At 33.1% G+C, this 20,226-nt stretch carries 18 protein-coding genes and 1 other annotated feature; of the genes, 10 read left to right on the forward strand and 8 right to left on the reverse strand.

All coding sequences use genetic code 11. The features are described 5' to 3' along the window. Positions 1-63: 63 nt before the first annotated feature. The gene (locus AC5LAX_RS04085) at positions 64-1,395 is read right to left on the reverse strand and encodes an MFS transporter (protein ID WP_018999304.1); all 1,332 of its coding nucleotides are present in this window, start codon (positions 1,393-1,395) and stop codon (positions 64-66) included. Between the two features lie 66 nt (positions 1,396-1,461). After that, positions 1,462-1,705, reverse strand: a binding site (T-box leader). A gap of 140 nt (positions 1,706-1,845) precedes the next feature. On the opposite strand from AC5LAX_RS04085, the gene AC5LAX_RS04090 reads away from it, so the two are divergent. From AC5LAX_RS04090 to rpsR, 6 genes are all read left to right on the forward strand, one after another. Further along, a complete protein-coding gene (locus AC5LAX_RS04090) occupies positions 1,846-2,958 on the forward strand; it encodes an aminopeptidase (protein WP_270520876.1) in 1,113 nt (370 codons plus the stop codon). Between the two features lie 202 nt (positions 2,959-3,160). Continuing rightward, entirely contained in the window at positions 3,161-3,394 is a 234-nt protein-coding gene (locus tag AC5LAX_RS04095) for a hypothetical protein (protein ID WP_018999302.1), read from the forward strand. Between the two features lie 100 nt (positions 3,395-3,494). Next, positions 3,495-4,859, forward strand: a complete 1,365-nt coding sequence (locus tag AC5LAX_RS04100) for an MFS transporter (RefSeq protein WP_115150773.1) — start codon at positions 3,495-3,497, stop codon at positions 4,857-4,859. A 128-nt stretch (positions 4,860-4,987) separates the two neighbouring features. Beyond that, a complete protein-coding gene (gene rpsF / locus AC5LAX_RS04105; RefSeq protein WP_008539208.1) occupies positions 4,988-5,275 on the forward strand; it encodes a 30S ribosomal protein S6 in 288 nt (95 codons plus the stop codon). Positions 5,276-5,305: 30 nt separating this feature from the next. After that, a complete protein-coding gene (locus AC5LAX_RS04110) occupies positions 5,306-5,752 on the forward strand; it encodes a single-stranded DNA-binding protein (RefSeq protein ID WP_018999300.1) in 447 nt (148 codons plus the stop codon). A 14-nt stretch (positions 5,753-5,766) separates the two neighbouring features. Then, positions 5,767-6,000 (forward strand): 30S ribosomal protein S18, encoded by a 234-nt coding sequence (gene rpsR / locus AC5LAX_RS04115; RefSeq protein ID WP_008539206.1) that lies wholly within the window; start codon positions 5,767-5,769, stop codon positions 5,998-6,000. A gap of 47 nt (positions 6,001-6,047) precedes the next feature. On the opposite strand, the gene AC5LAX_RS04120 is transcribed toward rpsR, so the two are convergent. The 6 genes from AC5LAX_RS04120 to AC5LAX_RS04145 form a co-directional block, all read right to left on the reverse strand. Continuing rightward, positions 6,048-7,139 carry a Coenzyme F420 hydrogenase/dehydrogenase, beta subunit C-terminal domain gene (locus tag AC5LAX_RS04120; RefSeq protein WP_288909110.1) on the reverse strand — a complete coding sequence of 364 codons (1,092 nt, stop codon included), beginning with the start codon at positions 7,137-7,139 and terminating at the stop codon, positions 6,048-6,050. Between the two features lie 76 nt (positions 7,140-7,215). Next, entirely contained in the window at positions 7,216-8,481 is a 1,266-nt protein-coding gene (gene murA, locus AC5LAX_RS04125) for a UDP-N-acetylglucosamine 1-carboxyvinyltransferase (protein WP_008539204.1), read from the reverse strand. 160 nt (positions 8,482-8,641) lie between these two features. Beyond that, complete coding sequence (locus AC5LAX_RS04130) at positions 8,642-9,316, reverse strand: TerC family protein (protein WP_018999298.1); 675 nt, start codon at positions 9,314-9,316, stop codon at positions 8,642-8,644. Between the two features lie 245 nt (positions 9,317-9,561). Beyond that, positions 9,562-10,443 carry a LysR family transcriptional regulator gene (locus tag AC5LAX_RS04135; RefSeq protein WP_008539202.1) on the reverse strand — a complete coding sequence of 294 codons (882 nt, stop codon included), beginning with the start codon at positions 10,441-10,443 and terminating at the stop codon, positions 9,562-9,564. Positions 10,444-10,501: 58 nt separating this feature from the next. Continuing rightward, a complete protein-coding gene (gene cobT / locus AC5LAX_RS04140; RefSeq protein ID WP_193525749.1) occupies positions 10,502-12,424 on the reverse strand; it encodes a nicotinate-nucleotide--dimethylbenzimidazole phosphoribosyltransferase in 1,923 nt (640 codons plus the stop codon). Beyond that, entirely contained in the window at positions 12,411-14,597 is a 2,187-nt protein-coding gene (locus AC5LAX_RS04145; protein WP_288909112.1) for a Tex family protein, read from the reverse strand. Before AC5LAX_RS04145 ends, cobT begins: the two co-directional genes overlap by 14 nt. 191 nt (positions 14,598-14,788) lie before the next feature. On the opposite strand from AC5LAX_RS04145, the gene metA reads away from it, so the two are divergent. Further along, the gene (gene metA / locus AC5LAX_RS04150; protein WP_117976178.1) at positions 14,789-15,721 is read left to right on the forward strand and encodes a homoserine O-acetyltransferase MetA; all 933 of its coding nucleotides are present in this window, start codon (positions 14,789-14,791) and stop codon (positions 15,719-15,721) included. Positions 15,722-15,750: 29 nt separating this feature from the next. Beyond that, positions 15,751-16,956 (forward strand): D-alanyl-D-alanine carboxypeptidase family protein, encoded by a 1,206-nt coding sequence (locus AC5LAX_RS04155; protein ID WP_288909113.1) that lies wholly within the window; start codon positions 15,751-15,753, stop codon positions 16,954-16,956. A gap of 151 nt (positions 16,957-17,107) precedes the next feature. Here AC5LAX_RS04155 and AC5LAX_RS04160 read toward each other — a convergent pair whose 3' ends face one another. Next, complete coding sequence (locus tag AC5LAX_RS04160; RefSeq protein ID WP_008539195.1) at positions 17,108-17,863, reverse strand: DeoR/GlpR family DNA-binding transcription regulator; 756 nt, start codon at positions 17,861-17,863, stop codon at positions 17,108-17,110. A 323-nt stretch (positions 17,864-18,186) separates the two neighbouring features. Between AC5LAX_RS04160 and AC5LAX_RS04165 the strand changes: the two genes are divergently transcribed. Beyond that, positions 18,187-19,350 (forward strand): iron-containing alcohol dehydrogenase, encoded by a 1,164-nt coding sequence (locus AC5LAX_RS04165; protein ID WP_008539194.1) that lies wholly within the window; start codon positions 18,187-18,189, stop codon positions 19,348-19,350. Positions 19,351-19,377: 27 nt separating this feature from the next. Continuing rightward, on the forward strand, positions 19,378-20,223 hold the full coding sequence (locus AC5LAX_RS04170) for a class II fructose-bisphosphate aldolase (RefSeq protein WP_015561998.1): 846 nt from the start codon (positions 19,378-19,380) through the stop codon (positions 20,221-20,223). Positions 20,224-20,226 lie beyond the last annotated feature (3 nt).

Below are 20,226 nucleotides of genomic sequence, written 5' to 3' on the forward strand. Positions count from 1 at the left end.
TTAATTTTTATCATAAAAAAACGTATTATCCATAAAAGATAATACGTTTTTTATTTGAATTATTTAATTTGCAACAGTATCTGTAGTTGTGTTTTCAGTTACTGGTTGGCGATTTTTTTGACCTGTCCAACCATATTTGATTGTGAGAGTTGTTATACCTGCGATTAACATAAATAATGCCATAGCAAAATATCCAAGGTCAAAAGAACCTGTTTCTGTTTTGATGAAGCCCATCATATAAGGGCCAACCCAACCACCAAGATTACCACAGGAATTGATAAGACCGATAGCACCAGCAGCTGCAGGGCCTGTTAAGAATGTAGTAGGAACTGTCCACCATACGCCCATAGAAGCATAGATACCGATAGCGGATAAGCAGATTAAAAATAATGCTACAGAAGGATTACTAGCAAATGGGCTAAGTCCAAGACCAATAGCGCCGATGAACATGGCAATAGCTACATGCCAAACTTTATCACCTGTTTTAGTAGATGTATAACCTGCTATTATTTGTACGATTAAAGCTACAGTCATAGGGATAGCGATAGCGCCACCTAATAGAGAAGTTGACCAACCAGAAAGGCTTTTTAATACAGTTGGCATCCAGAAGTTGAAGCCCCAGAAACCAATTACCCACATGAAGTAGATAAAGCAAAGTTTTAAAACTTTTTTATCAGTAAAAGCTTGCATAACAGTATATTTTTTTACTTTTTGTAAACGCGCTTGTTCAGCTTCAAAAGCTTCTGTTAAATATTTTTTCTCAGCATCATTGAGCCAAGATACTTGATCTGGTCTATCTTTAACCCAGAAGAAGAATACTACAGCAAAGAGGAGAGCAGGAACAGCTTCTAAGATGAATAATTCTTGCCAACCATGCATACCTAAAATAGAAGTATTTAATAAAACACCAGCTAAAGGAGCACCGATAATAGTAGATAATAATAGCGAAGTAAGCATTAAGGAAGTAGCACGAGCTCTTTCTTTTGGTGTGAACCAACGAGGGAATAATACAGAATAAATAACAGGATAAAGACTTGCTTCAGATGCACCAAGTAAGAAACGATAGATATAAAATTCAGTTTGAGTAGACATGAAAGCCATGAGAACGCAAACGAGACCCCATGTAAACATGATACGGGCAATCCATTTACTAGCAGAATATTTAGCAGCGATAAGAGAACCAGGAATTTCTAAAAGTAAGTAACCCATGAAGAAGATACCAGCACCAGCTCCAAAGATTTCAGGTGTAAGCCATGGTAAATCTTCAGTCATAGTCAAAGCTGCATAAGCTATATTTACACGGTCGATACAAGCGATGATTGAAACTAAGAATACAGGTAAAATAATATGTAAATCACGCTTTCTTTTTAAACTTGCAAAATTGATTTGTTCCATTGTTAAAACCTCCTAATAAAATATTTTGTGTAAAACTAAGTATAAATACAAAAAACCTCCGCCCCATAAAGGGACGGAGGTTATATTTCCGCGGTACCACCCTGATTTTGTCTTAATTATAGACAACAGCTCTCAACGTACATCATAATACGCGTTTCTTATAACGTAGAACAAACGTTTTAGCTTACTGGATTTCAGCTAAAATCTTCAAGGATGATTTTCGTTTTTCTTTTGGCTACCACTTTTCAGCAAAATAGTGGCTCTCTGTAAGCTTTAAGGAAAAATTACTTGTTCCTATCTCTAGATTTATACTTTATTTTATATTTACAAATTTACAAAACTCATTGTAGATTAATATAATCTTATATTGCAAAATTGTCAATAGTTTTTTTTAAATAATTTATGATAAAATAAATAAATAATAAAAATTACAGAAAGTAGGTTGAAAAAATGGATAGTAGAAACTTACAATTAGCACATAATCTCATAAATTATTCTGTGCGTTTACAAAAAGGTGAAAAACTTTTAATTGAATTGATTGATGAAGGTATGGAGCTTGCACAAGCTTTGATACAAGAAGCTTATAAAGTAGGCGGTATACCGTTTTTGACTATAAAAAATTTGAAAATGCAACGTGAATTATTATTAAATGCTACAACAGAGCAAATGAAGCTTTGTGCAGAATATGAATCACTTCGTATGAAAAACATGGACGCATATATTGCTATTCGTGGCAGTGAAAATGTAAGTCAATTGAGTGATGTGCCAGCAGATAAAATGGAAATTTATTCTAAATATTGGATGAAGCCAGTGCATAGTGATATACGCGTGCCAAAAACAAAATGGTGTGTTCTTCGTTATCCAAATGGTTCTATGGCACAGCTTGCAAATATGAGTACAGATGCTTTTACTGATTTTTATTACAATGTTTGCAATTTAGATTATGCTAAAATGGGTAAAGCCATGGATAGCCTAGTTAAACGCATGGAAAATGCTGATAAAGTAAGAATTAAAGGCAAAGGAACAGATATAACTTTTTCTATCAAAAATATGCCAGCTGTTAAATGTGCAGGTGATTGCAATATTCCAGATGGTGAAGTTTATACAGCTCCAATTAAAGACAGTGTAAACGGAACAATCACATATAATACACCATCAATTTATCAAGGTACTACTTTTGAAAATGTATCTTTTACTTTTGAAAATGGTAAGATAGTAAAAGCTACAGCAAATCATACAGAGGCTTTAAATAAAATTTTGGATACTGATGAAGGTGCAAGATATATAGGGGAATTCTCCTTTGGTCTAAATCCATATGTAACTTTCCCTATGAAAGACATTTTATTTGACGAAAAAATAAGTGGTAGTTTACATTTCACTCCAGGTTGTGCTTATGAAGATGCAGATAATACAAATCGTTCAGCTGTTCACTGGGATTTAGTTTTAATTCAGACTCCTGAATATGGTGGAGGAGAAATTTATCTTGATGATGAATTAATTCGCAAAGATGGTTTATTTGTTGTGGAAGATTTACTCTGTTTAAATCCTGAGAATTTAAAATAACAAGTAAAACATAATTAGTAAGAAAACAAGGTACTACAAGGGTTCTGGTAGTATCTTGTTTTTTTGCAAAAAATCAAAATATTATATATAGTACTTCTTTGTTTACATATTTTGACATTTTTTATTAGATATTGTAAAATTGCCAATAAGAAAAATTAAATCCTTAATATCTCTAAATATGTCCAGCGTCCTGGAGGTGTCGATGTTGTTTTACGATGGTATAAAAGTATACATGCAGAATGGTAAATTAGACGATGTAGAGATAGCTTATTATATTAATAAAATAAGGAAAACACATAAGGGTAAAATCCTAAAACGTATATCTTTTATTTTAGGCGAAGGCTATATTGATTTAAGATACATGTTCCAATCTTATCCTTTTGAAAGAATATGGCGAATTTCTACAGAAGATAGACTTATTGAATCTGTTGTATAAAGAGAAGAACTGCAAACAAATGATTGTATATTTTTCATTTGGTTGCAGTTCTTTTTTTATGTTAAGATGAAGTTAAAAGAAATAAAAGTAGGTGAGAAAAATGACAGAACAGAAAAGAATATTGATTGCAGTGATGATAACATCATTCATAGGTCCATTTATGGGGAGTTCAGTAAATATCGCTGTTCCAGCCATGGCTGAAGATTTTAACATGATGCCAGATGAGTTGACTTGGGCTGTTACAGCTTTTTTAATTGGTTCAGCAGCCGCTTTATTACCCTTTGGTCGTTTAGCTGATATAAAAGGACGCAGAAGAATATATCTACAAGGATTGGCTTGTATTTGTGCTACTACTTTAGTCTGTGCAGTAGTGCAAAACTTTTTAGCTTTTATCTTTGTGCGATTTTTACAGGGATTGTCCATGTCAATGATTTTTGGTACAAGCATGGCATTACTGGTCTCTTGTTGTGGTGCTGAGAATCGTGGCAAGACGATAGGTTTATCGGCAGCGTGTGTATATTCAGGTGTTTCATTAGGGCCTTTTATTGGTGGTTTTATCACAGATTATTTGGGCTGGAGAATGATTTTTTGGCTTACTGGTATAGCTTTATTGATAAATTTCTTTTTGATTTTTAAGGTGAAAACTGATTGGTATGGAGCAAAAGATAAAAAATTTGACTATATTGGTAGTATTATTTATCTAGTGATGATAGTTTTATTTTTATATGGATTATCAGATTGGACAAGACATGAATTTGTGCATTATATGCCATTTATAGCTTTTATTTTATTTTTATTATTTATATATGAGCAGAAAAAAGTTGCTTCACCACTTGTAGATTTATCTATTTTTAAAAATACAGTGTTTACCATGTCAAATATAGCCGCTTTAATTCATTATAGTGCGACTTTTGCTTTAGGTTTTGTATTATCTTTATATTTGCAATTAGTCAGAGGTATGGATGCTTTTACAGCTGGAGGATTTTTATTGATACAACCATTTATTATGACGATTGTCTCTCCTAAAGCAGGAGCATTGTCTGATAAATTCTCATCGAGACTTATTGCTTCTTTAGGTATGGGTATGATGATGATAGGATTATTTGCTTTTTCTTTTTTGGATAAAGATACATCATTTTATCTGATTGGTATAAATTTAGCTTTTATTGGTTTAGGCTTTGGTTTATTCGCTTCACCGAATAATAATGCCATTATGGGAGCTGTAGAGGCAAAATTTTATGGAGTGGCGTCTTCGATTTTGGCAGTAATGCGTCTTACAGGGCAAGCGATAAGTATGTCATTAGTAACTTTGCTATTATCTATTTTTACTGCTGAAGCGATAGAAAGTAATTATGTAGACATACTTTTACACAGTTTTAAATATATATTTATTTTATTTGGTTTTTTATGTATTATAGCCCTATTTGCTTCTTTGATGAGAGGTAAAGAAAATGTTAAAGAATAGTTAAATAATAGCTTGCGTTAGCATTTAGACAATGATATAATTAAGAAGTTATGTTAATAACGAGTTCCGCTTAGCGGAATTAATCCCTGCCCATTTGTGGGCCGATAGTCCAAAGAGGAGGTGATTTCGTGAGAAAGTACGAAGTCGTATTTATTATTAGACCAATGGAAGAAGAAGCAACTAATGCTGTTATCGAAAAGTTCTCTAACTTAATCGTTGCCAATGGTGGTACTATTGACAAAGAAGATCGTTGGGGCAAAAAACGTTTGGCTTATGAAATTAAAGACTGCACTGATGGTTTCTACTGCTTATTTGAATACACAGCAGAACCAGCTTGCTCTGCAGAACTTGATCGTGTAATGAAAATTACTGATGAAGTATTAAAACATATGATCGTTAGAGAAGACGAAAAATAATTATAAAGATTTGCCAGGGAGGAAATTACCATGAATAAGGTAATATTAGCAGGGCGTCTTGTGCGTGACCCAGAAGTACGTTACACGCAGACAGGAAAAGCGGTGGCAAGCTTTACTTTAGCTGTGAACCGTAGATTTAGTCGTAGTGCTGATCAACAACAAACAGCAGATTTTATTCCTATCGTAGTATGGGATAAATTAGCTGAAGTATGTGGCAACAATTTAGTAAAAGGCAGTCAAGTCTTGATTGAAGGTCGCATTCAGATTCGCAGTTATGATGCACAAGATGGAAGTAAACGCTATGTTACTGAAGTCATAGCCCAAGAACTTGAGTTTATGGGTTCTAGACCAACAAGTGCTCCAGCACCAACACAGCAATTCGGTGGTGCACAAATGCAGACTTCATCTCCAATGATGGGTGGAGCAGCAGCATCTTTCGGTTCTGAAGTACCCCCTGACGAAGAAATACCATTTTAAGGAGGGTAACAACATTGGTTAAACGCGATAGAAACAGAAGACCAAAAAGAAAAGTTTGTAGCTTCTGCGCTGATAAAATCGAACATATCGATTATAAAGACGTAGCAAAACTCCGTCGTTTCATTACAGAACGTGGTAAAATTTTACCTCGTCGTATTTCCGGTAACTGTGCTTGCCACCAACGTCAAGTAACAGTTGCAATTAAAAGAGCTCGTAACATCGCTCTTTTACCTTTCACAGCTGAATAATTTAGCGATAATTAAGCCGATATCAAATGATATCGGCTTTTTTGCATTTAAAAATAATTTTTTAACATATAACTGAAATCGTGTTGAGCATAGTCTTGCCAAAATTGTTCATATGTTTCTGGTTTTTTTGTAGGTTTATGCAAGCGAGGGCTTTTTTCAATAGATTTTTGAAAATCTTTAGCAAAATAGATTAAATCTTCTTTAGCTTTAGTAAATAGTGATTTGCCATTTTGCGTATTGATTAATAACATAGAAATGCCTTTATCATCATCAATATCTTCGCTGTTTACATTATCAGAGAAGTAATTCCAAAAATCGCCAATAGTTAAATCACTCACTCTGTCTAAATTAGTATAAGCACAATTATAGCAGGAACTCCTGAGGAAATTTCCTTTTAAAAATCCTTTGATATATTCATTAGTATCTTTATAAGAAATATCTTTTTTGTTGTTATCAAATTTGGCGATTACTTGATAGCGACGCCAGCCTGGTTTTTCACGAAATTTAAAATCAATGATATTAGCATTATGTGTGGATTTTAAATGATTTAGATAATCTTTGAATATCTGTGGTGAAGGCACACCATGGCAAAGTAAATCAACTGTGAATAATTGACCTTCATAGCGTTTTTTGAGAAAAGCATATAGACCTGCAACTTGGCAAGGTGTACCGGAAAATAATACTTTTTCGCCTTGAAGTAATAATTTACGGATATCCTTATATGTTGTTCCAATAAAACTCTGTACATATTTAGAGCCAATTAATAAAGGATAATCTTCAATTTTATTGATGATGATGTGTTTGGCTTTTAAATCATCAGTCAAAGTTGAGCCACAAACATAAAAATTTTGGGATAGTGCTTGTAGCATTAAAGCGCTAAATAATCCTCCAGAAGCTGCTTGTTGACGTTTTTGCGGATTTTTATGCCAGCAAGCATAGATTTCAGCTAAGTTTTCTTCATTATGTGGTTTGAAGTATACAGGGCAAGATTTATGGCACAATCCACAATTAATACATTTTTCTTTGTCGATTTGAGGTTGCCAAAAGCCTTGCTTGTCGGTGATTACTTGTATTGCATTTTTAGGGCAGATATTTTGACAAGATAAACAACCAGTACAACTATTTTTTGAGCACAGCATAAGTAAAACCTCCTTGTTATACCAAAATAGCCAAGATAGATAATGACTATCTTGGCTATTTATGTACACACAATTTTTAGTTATCAACACGACAAATGTCTGCACCTAATCCACATAATTTTTCTACGAGATTATCGTATCCTCTATCAATGTGATGAATATAAGATACTTCAGTTTCGCCATTAGCAACTAAACCAGCAAGTACCATGGCAGCTCCAGCACGTAAGTCTGTAGCTTTTACTTGACAACCATTTAATGAAGGAACACCTTCAACAATAGATGTGCGTCCATCAACTTTAATACAAGCTCCCATGCGTTTTAATTCATCTACATGCATAAAACGATTTTCAAATACAGTCTCTGTAACAAGACCTGTACCATCAGCAATAGTGAGCATTGCCATAAATTGAGCTTGCATATCTGTAGGAAATCCTGGATATGGTAGAGTTTTTATATCGATAGCTTTGGGGCGCTTGTTACAGCTAACACGGATACCATCGATATCTTCTTCAATTTTAACTCCTGCTTCATTTAATTTTGCAATAACAGGTTTTAAATGTTCACTAATAGCATTTTCTATATAGATATCTCCGCCAGTCATGGCTACAGCCACCATATAGGTTCCAGCTTCAATTCGGTCAGGAATAATTGTATAGTTATGACCAATTAATTTTGGCACACCTGTAATTTTGATCACATTTGTACCAGCACCGCGAATTTTAGCTCCCATGATGTTTAAGAAATTAGCTAAATCGATAATTTCTGGTTCTTGAGCAGCATTTTCAAGTATAGTCTGACCTTCAGCCATACATGCTGCCATGATGATATTTTCTGTAGCACCGACACTTGGGAAATCAAGATAAATACTAGTTCCTTTTAGCCCATTTGGTGCAGTAGCACTGATAAAGCCGTGTCCGATTTCGATTTCAGCTCCAAGAGCTTCAAAACCTTTGAGGTGTAAATCGATAGGTCTAGTACCAATAGCACAGCCACCAGGCATGGAAATTTTAGCTTTTCCATAACGTGCTAATAGAGGTCCCATAATAACAAAGGAAGCTCTCATTTTACGTACTAAATCATATGGTGCATCAACTGTTTTTAAAACAGTACTATCAACAAACAATGTATGTTGTTGACGATTGAAATCAACTTTAGCACCAAGCTGACGCAGAACTTCAGCGATTGTGCAGACGTCGTTTAAATAAGGTACTTCGTCTAAAACACATGGCTTATCCTGGGCCAGAAGAGTTGCTGCAATAATAGGCAGTACAGCGTTTTTTGCACCGCTAATTTTTACACGACCATGCAATTCATGACCGCCATGTATAATCAACTTTTCCAATTTTCATCCTCCACAAGACTTATATCTTTATTATTTTATCATTTACCTTTATGTATAGCAATAAGAAATTATATATATTATCTATAGACAAAGTGATTTAGAGTAAAAATAAAAAAGCTCTATTAATTTTTTGATAACTAATAGAGCTTTTAGATATATTTTATTTTTTAGCTACTTTTTGGCTATAAACGATAATTGCTCCGATAAAGAGAACAGGTAGAATATAATTCATATATTCAGTTAAAGATAACAAGAAATTACCAATGATTTTATCATGAAGTATCATACTAGCAGAAGTATAAGCTAAGATAGCAGAGCCAAGAGTGATGAGGATAGGTAATCTATCCATTAAGTTGGAAATGATTTGGCTACCCCATACAACGATAGGAATACTAATAGCTAAACCTAATAATACGAGTACCATATCACCATGAGCAACACCAGCGATAGCCAATACATTATCTATGCCCATAGCAGCATCAGCAATGATAATTGTTTTGATAGCAGTGGCAAAACCAGTAGAAGCACTAAGAGAATTTGTATCTTCAAGATTGTGTTTTTCTGGTTTTAATAATTTAAAAGCTATTGGCAATAAGATAAGACCGCCGATTGCTTGTAGAAAAGGAATTGTTAATAAATATGTTGCAATTAAAGTCATGATAGCGCGAATTACTACAGCACCGGCAGTACCAATATAAATGGCACGTTTACGCATATTTTCTGGTAATTTACGAGAAGCCATAGCAATGACTACAGCATTATCACCAGCTAATACTAAATCAAGTAAGATAATAGAACCTAAAGCTAATAAAAATTGAGTAGATAAGATTTCCATAAATTGTTCCTTCCATTAAAAGTCTTTTGAACACAAAAAAAGACTTTTAATACACACATGAATTATATGCGTATTAAAAGTCTCACTTATCGAAAATAATCGACGTTATTGCCAGAAGCGATTGCTACAGTGATTGTTGACAATAACACAAGGAAGTTACTCCCTTTTAATATCGTTATTATTATAATAGATAAATATAAAATCTGTCAATGATAATAGAAATAATTTATTTTAAAAAGTAATGATTATTTATTTGATGATAATTGTAAACATTCATCAATTACTTCTTGCATTTCTGGTGGTATGAATTTGTTTTTATGATAAACAATATTAAATTGACGTTTAAATACAAGTTCAGGCATAGTAAAAGTTTTTAATTTGCCTTCTTTTAATTCATCTTTGATAGCTTCAGTGGAGATTACAGAAACACCTAAACCACTGATGACAGCTTTTTTTATAGCTTCCATGCTATTGTAAATACCAGCAGTCTGATAATAAATATTATGTCTGTGCATTACTTGTTCAAATAATTCACGAGTTCCACTGCCTGTTTCACGAACGAAAAATCTTAGTTTTGTTAAATCTTCAAGAGTGATTTCTTTATCAGCTAATGGATGATTTTGTCCAATGATGAAGACTAATTCATCATTCATAAAAGGTTTAGTAATCAAGTATTCAGAATGGATTTCACCTTCAACTAAAGCTAAATCTAAGCTATCATTTAAAAGCATTTCTTCAAGCTCAGATGTATTATGAATTTCTGAAAAAATTTCTTTGCCAGAACCATTATGGGAAATATGCTGAATTAAATCAATGAGAAAATTACTGCCGATGGTGATACTAGCACCAATGCGAAGATGATATACTTCATTGAATGCACGCATAGCTTGTTCTGTTTGAGCGTTCAGATTGATCAAATTGCGAGAATAACGTAATAATCTACGACCTGCCTCTGTAATAAAAATACGACGACCTAAACGTTCAAATAGAAGTGTTTGATAATGTGCTTCTAATTCTTGAATAACTTGACTAACAGATGGTTGAGTCATATGAAGTTTTTTGGCAGCAGCAGTAATACCATTTTCTTCACAAACTTTAATAAATATAGCTAAATGTCTAAGTGTCATTATTACTCCTCTTTGTATTTATAAAATCTAAAATTAAAAATGTTTCACGTGAAACATTTTATTTATCTACTTGAATACCAGCTCCAGGTCCATCAGTAGCTATGGCAACGCCTGCTTCAGCAAATGTCTTCATATCTTTCATCATTTGAAGAGATGCGTCAATTAATTTCATGCCCAAGCTACAGATACAACCACCGCCTGTAGTTATATTTAAATCTAAATAATCAGGACATACAAACATTAGATAAGGATTGATAGCAGGAGCTAAAACTAAAGCGTATTTTAAAGCGATAGTGGATACTAAATCATCGGATAATGTCAATATGCCATTGCTAGCAGCACCTATGGCGATACCTGCCATAAAAGCGATTTGTTGTAAATCTTCTGTAGGTGTTAAGGAAAGAAAACCGCGTTTACCGTAACGTAAATCACCATTAGGTAGACATAATTGTTGTTGAATATTTAAGCTAAATGTACCACAAATTTCTTTAGGATGAGTTTCACAGCAAGCTATGCCTAAAACTTCAACATTTTTAATTTTAGAGCCATAACTTATACCTTGTAACAGACTGAATGATAATGTCTTTTCTGTGAGATTGGATTGTGGAATAGCAGTGAAATGATAATCTGCATTAGCATGATGAGCAAATGATTGAGTGAGTCGATGTTGTACGATACTACAGCTCTTTTCAGATGTTAAAACAATGATTTTTTTGCGTACAGATGTAGGTTTCACTTTTTTTACAATACCAGATATATGTTCAGCTATTTCTTCTAATCTACCTAAACTATAAATAGGTTTAGTCAGATTATCAATGCGAAATCTACATTGTTTTTGGATATCTGCGTCTAAAGCTGGAATATTGCGAGTGCGTTTTAATAATGTGGTCTTTGTATTTAAATCTGCTTGAGGAATGTTAGGGCGGATTAACTTATCTGTTTCAGCAAGTGCTGCTTGATATACAGATTGATAAGCTTCAATAGCACAATCTAAGATATTAACAGCGATAGATGAGCCTGTAGCTTCACCTAAGCGGAATTGTAAGTCCATGTATGGAGATAGATTTAATTTCTTTAAAATAGCGTTATGAGCTGGTTCAGCAGCTAAATGAGATGCCATGAGATAATTTGTTATTTCAGGGCAAATAGCTTGAGCGACTAAAGCAGCTGAGCCTGTATTAAAACCATCTAAAACGACAAAGCAACGATTAGCGGCAGCACCTAATATTATGCCTGTGATACAAGCAAGTTCAAAGCCACCTAATTTACTAATGACATCAATACCATCATTAGGGTCAGGTTTATTTACTTTTAAAGCTTGTTTTACTACTTCAATTTTAATGGCAAGTCGTTCATCAGAGATATTAGTTCCTCTACCTGTTGCTTGTTTAGGTGTTAGATTACAAAGACAAGCTACCATAGCAGCACTTGATGTAGTATTAGCAATACCCATTTCTCCAGGCAAGAAACAGCGATATCCTTGTTTAGCATATTCATTTACAAGTTCTATACCAGTTTCAATAGCACGGATTGCTTGTTCACGAGTCATTGCAGGGCCTTTAGCACAGTTTTGTGTACCATGAGCGATTTTGCGGTCGATTAATCCAGGAATATCATCGACAGGAGCTTTGATACCCATATCTACAACTATCATATCAGAACCACAAAAATTAGACATGCAATTGGCTACAGCACCTTTAGAAACGAGGTAATTTTTAGTCATATGTGCTGTTGTTTCTTGAGGATAAGCGCTGACATTCATTTCAGCAACGCCATGGTCGCCACAAGTTATGATAGTGAATTTTTTAGGAATTTCAGGGTGAATTTGACCTGTGATACCTACATAGCGCAATAATAGATTTTTTAACTCACCAAGACCATCTGCATTTGTCATGGTTTGAGCTAATTTATTTTCAACAAATTTTATCGCTCTTTGATCTGGTGGTAAGATTTTTTTTATAGTTTGATTAAGCAAGGACATTATTGTACTCCTTTGTTACTTGTTTAAGGCTTAAGCCAATGCGATTGCGTTTAGTATCTACACTGATGACTAAAACATTTAAAATATCACCAACAGATACAACATCTAATGGGTGTTTTACATGTTTATTGCTTAATTCAGAGATATGAATAAGACCAGCAGTCTTGATACCAATGTCAACAAAAACACCGAAATCAGTGATATTGCGAACTGTACCACGCATGATAGTACCCACTTTGATATCTTCTAATTTGATGATATTTTGGCGTGTAAGTGGTGCTGGTAAATCTTCACGTGGGTCGCGACCTGGTTTTGTTAGAGCATCTAAGATATCTTTAACAGTAAAAACGCCAGCATTTAATTTAGTAGCTAATTTATCTATATCTACTAATTTGATTTTAGCTTTAAGTAAATCTAATTTATTTTTATCAGCTAAATCTTCAAGGGAAAATCCTAATTCAGCTAATATTTGCTCAGCAAGAGGATATGATTCAGGATGTACAGGCGTATTATCAAGTGGGCAAGTAGCACCATTGATGCGCAAAAATCCTGCACATTGAGTATAAGCTGTAGGTCCAAGGCGAGAAACTTTTAGTAGTTCTTTACGTGAAGCAAATATGCCATGTTCATCACGATATTTAATGATATTTTTAGCTACAGTAGCATTGATACCAGCAATATGTTTTAAAAGAGCAGCAGAAGCTGTATTTAGTTCTACACCTACATGGTTAACAGCAGCTTCAATAACAGCATCTAAAGTATTAGCTAATTCTTTTTGATTGACATCATGTTGATATTGACCGACGCCAATAGCTTTAGGTTCAATCTTTACAAGTTCCGCTAATGGGTCTTGAATACGACGAGCGATAGAGATAGCGCCACGAATAGTTACATCATATTCAGGTAATTCTTCTATAGCTAATTTGGAAGCAGAATAAACAGATGCGCCTGCTTCGTTAGTGATTAAATAATGAACAGGTAATTTATGTTCATTGATTAAATTAGCTACGAATTCTTCTGTTTCATAAGAAGCAGTACCATTGCCGATAGAGATTAAATTTACTTGATATTTTTGAATATAATCTAATAGCTTTTGTGCAGATTTTGCTTTAGCGTCATCACTCATAGTGATATATAATACACCATGGTCTAAAACTTGTCCTGTAGCATCGACAATTGCCATTTTACAACCTGTACGATATCCAGGGTCAAGTCCCATTACAGTATAGCCAGCTAGTGGTGCTTGTAAGAGCAATTGTTTGAGATTGGAAGCAAATACGTGGATTGCTTGAGTCTGAGCTGTTTCCGTAAGTTGATTGCGAATTTCTCTTTCAAGTGCAGGGAAGATTAGACGTTTATAGGCATCAATGATTGCATTTGTAAGAAATTCTTTGTATGGATTATTCTGTTTTAAGATAAATTTAGTGATGATAGCAATATCTTTATCTATATCACTGATTAATTTTACTTTTAAAATATCTTTACTTTCACCGCGATTGATAGCTAAAATGCGATGTGATGGTAGATGTTTAATTGGTTCTGTATAATCTTCGTACATGAGAAAAGCTTCATCATTGTCAGCTTCTTTATCTCTAGTAATGCTCAATGAAGAAGTTTGCCAGAGATGTTGGCGAAGTTTAGCACGAATATCTGCACTATCAGAAATAGTTTCGGCAATGATGTCAGAAGCGCCAGCGAGTGCTTCATCACTAGACGTTACTTCGTCATTTAAATATTTCAAGGCGATATCTTCAAGTTTTTCAGAGCTATCTTCTTGTTTTAAGATAAATTGAGCGAGTGGCTCTAAACCTTTTTCTTTAGCAATCATAGCACGAGTGCGTTTTTTCTGTTTATATGGTAGATATATGTCTTCAAGTTCTTGAAGTTTTTCTACTTTATCTATAGCCAAGGAGAGTTCAGGAGTCATTTTTCCTTGTTCTTCAATGCTATTTTTTATTTCATTTTGACGTTTAATTAAATTACGTACATAAATAAGCTTATCGTTTAAATCACGAAGCTGTTCATCTTTCATATTGCCAGTTGCTTCTTTACGATAACGTGCGATAAAAGGAATTGTATTACCTTCGTCTATGAGTTTTACAGCAGCATTTATTTGACTTGTTTTTAGTTTAAGTAGATTTGCTAGATAAGCTGTGATATTTTGTTCAAGCATAAAAAGTCTCCTTAATAAATGTTATTAGTAATTATATCATATAATATGAAAAAAAAGTTATAGATAAAAGCTCAAGAGTCAAACTCAATCTTAATTGACGAGGTTTTATCGCTGTGATAGAATTAACGCCATAGCAAAAAGTTTTTAGATATTACATAAAATTTATAATAATAGTGGGAGGATAAGAAAATATGCCTATAAAAATACCAAGTACATTACCAGCTTCACAAATACTAGAGAGCGAAAATATTTTCGTGATGGATACCAAAAGAGCTTATACACAAGATATTCGTCCCCTCAAGATTTTAATTTTAAATTTAATGCCTAATAAAACTGTTACAGAAACGCAATTATTAAGACTTTTAGGTAATACACCGCTACAGATTGAAGTAGATTTTATTTACACAGAGTCTTATTTACCAAAACATACATCAATACAGTATTTATCTCAATTTTATGGTACTTTTGAAGATGTAAAAGATAAATATTATGATGGTTTTATCATCACAGGTGCACCTGTTGAACGTATGGAATATGAAGAAGTAGCATATTGGAAAGAAGTATGTGAAATTATGGATTGGAGCAGAAAACATGCTTGGTCTACTTTCCATATTTGTTGGGGTGCTTTTGCAGGACTTTATCATCATTATGGTATAAAAAAATATTATGAACCTAAAAAAGTATTTGGTGTATATAAACATCATTTAAATGTAAAACATGAAAAATTATTCCGTGGTTTTGATGATGAATTCTATGTACCACATTCTCGTCATATCGGTATGAAAAGAGAAGATATTGAAAAAGTAAAAGATTTAACTATTATGGCAGAAGGTGATGCAGGAGTTTATATTGTTGCTAATTTGAAAGATAATGAATTTTTCATTACAGGTCATGCAGAATATGATCCATATAGTTTGAAAAGTGAATATGATAGAGATATAAAAGCTGGTATGGATATGCACATTCCTATCAATTATTATCCTGATGATGACCCAACAAAAGAACCGATTGTAAGATGGAGAAGTGTAGCTAACTTATTATTTAATAACTGGCTTAACTATTATGTATATCAGGAAACTCCATATGATATTGATACACTTAAACAAAATCCTAGACGTAAATAAATTAGATAAAGAGAGAAGCGTTTATTTTTATGTATTTAAAAAAGATAGCTATAATTTTTAGCTTATGTTTATTGATTTGCAATATAGCTTTGGCAAAGACCTTGCCTAACCCTGATACAAGTGCAGTGTCAGCTTGTTTGATAGATGCTGATGATAATGGTGTATTATACGGTAAAGATGAAGATAAAATAATGCATCCTGCTAGTACCACAAAAATAATGACAGCCATTTTAGCTTTAGAAAGTGGCAAATTAGACGAGCCATTAGTGATAACGCCAGAAGCAGTGAATACAGAGCCTTCTTCTTTGGGTTTAAGATTAGGCGATAAAATAACTTTAAGAGAAGCTTTAACTGGTATGATGATAGTATCTGGTAATGATGCAGCTGTAGCTGTAGCGCAAACAGTAGCGGGAAGTGTACCAGCATTTGCTAAAATGATGAATGACAAAGCAAAAGAATTAGGGGCAGTAAATACGCATTTTCTAAATCCTCATGGACTTACAGCTCAAGGTCATTATTCTACTGCTCATGATATGGCAATTATTGCAAGTTATGCTATGAAAAAGCCTGAATTTAGAGAAATAGTAAGTAAAAAAGCATATAATATGAAATATATGGATGGTCATACTGAATATGTAACTACTACAAATCGCTTTTTAAAAAGTGGTTTTGAAGGTGCTAATGGTATAAAGACAGGTTTTACAAATGCAGCAGGAGATTGCTTAGTAGCTTCAGCTACACGTGGGCAAAAAACTTTGATTGCAGTATTTTACAATGATGATTATCGTTGGGACGATGCACCAGTTTGGCTTGAATTTGGCTTTAGTTTCTATGACCCTAGTGAATTGCAAGATAAAACTGTAGTGAATAAACAAAATGTAATTAAATTAAATAAAATTACAGAACAAAGAATAAAACACAGTAGAGAAACAAATAAAAATTTAGCAGCTTTAGATGCTGCAATTGTTAACAGAGCTAAAAGCTTAAATAATAAAACAACAGATGTAGCAGATACAGCACAACAAACAAAAGCAAAAGATGTAGATGTAGTTGAAAATACAAAAGTAGAAGTATCTAGTGATGTAGATAATAATATAAATAATGATGAGTATAAAGAAAATAATAGTAGTGAAGAAAATGTCGAAGTTGCTTCTGATGTAACAACAGATATGAATACAACTGAGATAACAACACCAGAAGAATTAAACCCATCATTAGAAAAGTATGTATATTGATAAAAAACTCTTTGTTAAATATTGATTTTAATATTTAACAAAGAGTTTTTATTTTTAGGTAAGAAAGACAAAGCCTCCAGTTTTGATATGTACTATCTTTACTGAACAAAACCAGTAAGAAGAGTGTACATCAAAACTGGGGGCTTTATTTTTAAGGTGTTACTAAATGAACATTATTATGTTTGAAATAATCGTTGTATTTTGAGGAGAATTTATTATCGGAGATGATATAGTCCATATCTTTTAATTTAGCAAAAGTAACTAAGGAAACTTGGTCTATTTTTGTAGAATCTACTAATAAAATTTTAGTTTTACTGTTACTTGTAAGATATTTTTTTATATCTCCTTCCATTGGAGATGCATTTGTAGCACCATTTTCAATAGAAATACCTGTAGCAGCCAAAAAGCATTTTGAGATATTAAATCCTTCTAAAAATTGGAGAACACTTGCTCCAACAAAGGCATTAGATGGGCGATAAAGAGTGCCACCAGTAGCAATTATATTCATTTGTGGATAATGAAAAGCTTCATTAATTACATAAACGTTAGCTGTTAAAATGGTAAGATTTTTCTTTTCTGCTAAATATGGAATCATATGCATTGTAGTAGTTCCAGAATCAATGTAAATAATGTCGTTATCGTCTACAAGATTTGCAGCTAATTTAGCTAGCTGTTTCTTTTTCGTCTTATTTTTTATTTCGCGAGCAGCAAATGGTTCTGGAATATTAGTTTGATTTCGCATAATGCCACCATAGACTTTTTTGATGGTACCACGTTTTTCTAATTCAGCAATATCTCTACGAATTGTATTTTTGGATACATTAAAGATTTCACATAAGTGGTTAATAGATAAAGTATTTTGTTCCTCTAAGAGGTTTTCAATATCATTCAAACGAGTTGCTTTCATCTTATACACCGCCTAATTATAATATTATCAAAAAATATGGTTTCAAATGGGTAAATTTTGGTTAATTTAATCATTTTTTATAATTATATTATTATTATTTGTTTTTTTCAAGATATTTATAACACAAAGATTTTATCGATTTTATAAGAGTTATATATTCTATAAGTTACTCAAATATATAAAAAATATATATTAAATCTATTGACAAAATTACAAAAATGTATTAACTTATAATCAAAAGATAATCATAAAATAATCATAAAATTAATATTTTGTATCCGGATTATATGGCTGGATTTTAATAATTAAGGAGTTGAATAGACATGGGCGTGTTTTTAGTTCCATCAAAAATCTTATCTGGTGTAGGTGCAATCAATGAATTAGGTGCTAATATTAAAGGAAAAGGAAATAAAGCATTAATTGTTACTGATAAATTTATGGTACAATTTGGTAATGTTGCAAAAGTTACCAATGCTCTTGATGCATGTAATATTGAATATGTAGTATATGATGGTATTAGTGGAGAACCAACAGATAAAATGGTAGCTGAAGGTGTAAAACTTTATCAAGAAAATGAATGCGATTTCTTGATTGGTTTAGGCGGCGGTAGCCCAATGGATAGTGCTAAGGCTATTGGTGTAATGGTAGCTAGTGATGCTAAAAAAATCAGTGATTTTATGCATAAATCAATAACTGTTAACGTACCATATTTAGTAGCTATTCCAACTACAGCAGGTACAGGTTCAGAAGCTACTCAATTTACAATTATTGCTGATACAGAAAATAATGTAAAAATGCTTTTAGCAGGTCCATCTGTATTACCAGCATTAGCAGTAGTTGATCCAGCATTTACAATGACAGCTCCTCCATCTGTTACAGCTGCAACAGGTGTTGATGCTCTTTGTCATGCAGTAGAAGCTTATACATCTAGAAAAGCACAACCACTTTCTGATACATTTGCATTATCTGCTATCAAAAAAATTCATAAAAATTTACCTATTTGTTTTGCTGATGGTAAAAATGAACAAGCTAGAATGCAGATGGCACTTGGTGCAACTGAAGCTGGCATAGCATTTAATAACTCTTCTGTAACAATTGTTCATGGAATGAGTCGTCCAATTGGAGCATTATTCCATATTGCTCATGGTGTATCCAATGCAGTATTATTACCAGCTTGTATGGAATTTGCTATTCAAGAAAATACAGCAAGATTTGCTGAAATTGCACGTATTATGGAAGTAGCAACAGATGAAACTGATGATATGACAGCAGCTAAAGCTTTTGTAGCTGAAGTGACACGTTTCTGTAAAGAATTAAATATTCCTTCTGTTGAAGAAATTTTAAATAAAAATGGATTTACAAAAGATGATTTCTTAGCTCAATTAGACAAAATGGCTACAGATGCATTAGATAGTGGTAGCCCTGCAAATACAATGAGACAACCAACTAAAGAAGAAATCATTGAAATCTACAAAAAATTGTTTTAATTGATATATAATTAAGGAGTAAAAACTATGGCATTAGCTAAATTAAGTGAGCTTTTGAGCTCTGTAAAAGATAATAGTTATGCAATTGGTTCATTTAATGTTTCAAATATGGAAATGGCAATGGGAGCAATAAAAGCAGCAGAAAAAATGCAAGCCCCTATTATCATTCAGATTGCAGAAGGAAGACTTAGATATTCTCCATTAGAAATTTTAGGGCCAATCATGATGGCAGCAGCAAAAAATACAACTGTGCCAATCGCCGTACATTTAGATCATGGTGGAACTATGGAAACAATAAAATTAGCTCTTGAATTGGGCTTTACATCTGTAATGTTTGATGGTTCTAAATATCCTCTTGAAGAAAATATCGCACGCACAAAAGAAGTAATTGCTTTGGCAAAATCCTATGGTGCTGATGTAGAAGCAGAAATTGGACGTGTAGGTGGAGCAGAAGGCGATTATAAAGCAGTAGATATTGCACTTACTAGTGTAGAAGAAGCAAAATGCTTTGCAGAAGAAACAAAAGTAGATGCTTTAGCTGTAGCTATTGGTACTGCTCATGGTAATTATAAAGAAACACCAAAATTGCGTATTGATAGATTAAAAGAAATTGCAGATGAAGTTAGTTGTCCACTTGTATTACATGGTGGTACAGGTCTTACAGAACAAGATTTTAAAAACTGTATTGCAGGTGGTATCAAAAAGATAAATATAGCGACTGCTTCTTATGATAGTGTAGCTAAACGTTTTAAAGAAGTGGCAAAAGAAGTTCCAGATGCAAATTATTTTACATTTAGTGATGCTGCTGTAAATGCTACTTGTGAAAATATTATGAGACATATGGAAATATTTGGCTTGAAAAATAAATTATAATTC

It is taken from the genome of Megamonas sp. (assembly GCF_986095205.1).

Excerpts from the sequence above, each read along its gene's own strand:
- AC5LAX_RS04085 (WP_018999304.1), bottom strand. The coding sequence starts at position 1,395 with ATGGAACAAATCAATTTTGCAAGTTTAAAAAGAAAGCGTGATTTACAT.
- AC5LAX_RS04090 (WP_270520876.1), top strand. The coding sequence starts at position 1,846 with ATGGATAGTAGAAACTTACAATTAGCACATAATCTCATAAATTATTCT.
- AC5LAX_RS04095 (WP_018999302.1), top strand. The coding sequence starts at position 3,161 with ATGTTGTTTTACGATGGTATAAAAGTATACATGCAGAATGGTAAATTA.
- AC5LAX_RS04100 (WP_115150773.1), top strand. The coding sequence starts at position 3,495 with ATGACAGAACAGAAAAGAATATTGATTGCAGTGATGATAACATCATTC.
- AC5LAX_RS04110 (WP_018999300.1), top strand. The coding sequence starts at position 5,306 with ATGAATAAGGTAATATTAGCAGGGCGTCTTGTGCGTGACCCAGAAGTA.
- AC5LAX_RS04120 (WP_288909110.1), bottom strand. The coding sequence starts at position 7,139 with ATGCTGTGCTCAAAAAATAGTTGTACTGGTTGTTTATCTTGTCAAAAT.
- AC5LAX_RS04130 (WP_018999298.1), bottom strand. The coding sequence starts at position 9,316 with ATGGAAATCTTATCTACTCAATTTTTATTAGCTTTAGGTTCTATTATC.
- AC5LAX_RS04135 (WP_008539202.1), bottom strand. The coding sequence starts at position 10,443 with ATGACACTTAGACATTTAGCTATATTTATTAAAGTTTGTGAAGAAAAT.
- cobT (WP_193525749.1), bottom strand. The coding sequence starts at position 12,424 with ATGTCCTTGCTTAATCAAACTATAAAAAAAATCTTACCACCAGATCAA.
- AC5LAX_RS04145 (WP_288909112.1), bottom strand. The coding sequence starts at position 14,597 with ATGCTTGAACAAAATATCACAGCTTATCTAGCAAATCTACTTAAACTA.
- metA (WP_117976178.1), top strand. The coding sequence starts at position 14,789 with ATGCCTATAAAAATACCAAGTACATTACCAGCTTCACAAATACTAGAG.
- AC5LAX_RS04155 (WP_288909113.1), top strand. The coding sequence starts at position 15,751 with ATGTATTTAAAAAAGATAGCTATAATTTTTAGCTTATGTTTATTGATT.
- AC5LAX_RS04160 (WP_008539195.1), bottom strand. The coding sequence starts at position 17,863 with ATGAAAGCAACTCGTTTGAATGATATTGAAAACCTCTTAGAGGAACAA.
- AC5LAX_RS04165 (WP_008539194.1), top strand. The coding sequence starts at position 18,187 with ATGGGCGTGTTTTTAGTTCCATCAAAAATCTTATCTGGTGTAGGTGCA.
- AC5LAX_RS04170 (WP_015561998.1), top strand. The coding sequence starts at position 19,378 with ATGGCATTAGCTAAATTAAGTGAGCTTTTGAGCTCTGTAAAAGATAAT.